This is a genomic window from Polaromonas sp. P1_E3 (assembly GCF_056405935.1).
Genome location: NZ_JBFUBD010000763.1, coordinates 1 through 761, shown reverse-complemented (window position 1 = coordinate 761; position 761 = coordinate 1). Strand labels below are relative to the sequence as shown.

The following is a 761-nucleotide window of genomic DNA, read 5'->3' as shown; positions in this document are numbered from 1 at the left end:
GTGTAGTTGTTGTTTGGCGGGAGAATAGAGCCATGACTTTAACCTCAGCACCCGCTTTCAGCGAGCCTTCGGGCTTTCTGGGGGTGGTAATGCTCGACACACAGTTCCCCCGGTGGCCGGGCGACATCGGCCATCCTGAAGCTTTCGGCGTTCCGGTTCGCCAGCATGTGGTGCAGGGCGCCTGGCCCGGCAAGATTGTGCAGAGCGGTGCCGGCCTGCGGGCTGCGGGCGTGCTGCCGGCTTTTGCACAGGCGGTGCAGGCCCTGGCGGATGAAGGTGCGCAGGCCATCACCACCAGTTGCGGTTTCCTCGTACTGTTGCAGGACGAATTGCAGGCGGCCGTGCAGGTTCCTGTTGTCACGTCCAGCCTGCTTCAATTGCCGGCGCTGCTTGCACGCCACGCCAGGGTAGGCGTACTGACCATCAGTTCAGCCGCGCTGGGTGATGAGCACTTGCGTGCCGCAGGTGTAGCGCATGAGCGTCTGGCGGATGTGGTGGTGCAGGGGGTCGACCCTCAAAGTGAATTTGCCACTGCCATTTTGGGTAACCGCCCGACCATGGACAGGGACAAAGCGTGCAGCGATGTCGTGGCGGCTGCGGTGGCCCTGAGGCAGCGGGAGCCTTCGCTGCAGGCGGTCGTGCTTGAGTGCACCAACTTGCCGCCGCACCGCCAGGCGATTGAAGAGGCCACCGGCTTCAGGACCTGGGCGCTGACCGACGATGAACTGCTGCTGCGCCCCTGGAGATGAGCTGCCCTACAT

The 761-nt window shown here is 63.7% G+C and carries 1 protein-coding gene; it reads left to right on the top strand.

Translation table 11 applies throughout. The features are described from left to right. The first annotated feature begins 32 nt into the window (after window positions 1-32). The gene (locus tag AC1D0Z_RS23370; protein ID WP_477660505.1) at window positions 33-749 is read left to right on the top strand and encodes an aspartate/glutamate racemase family protein; all 717 of its coding nucleotides are present in this window, start codon (window positions 33-35) and stop codon (window positions 747-749) included. Window positions 750-761: the final 12 nt, after the last annotated feature.

What these genes read in the sequence shown, in the direction of transcription:
- AC1D0Z_RS23370 (WP_477660505.1), top strand. Translation starts at nt 33, where the DNA reads ATGACTTTAACCTCAGCACCCGCTTTCAGCGAGCCTTCGGGCTTTCTG.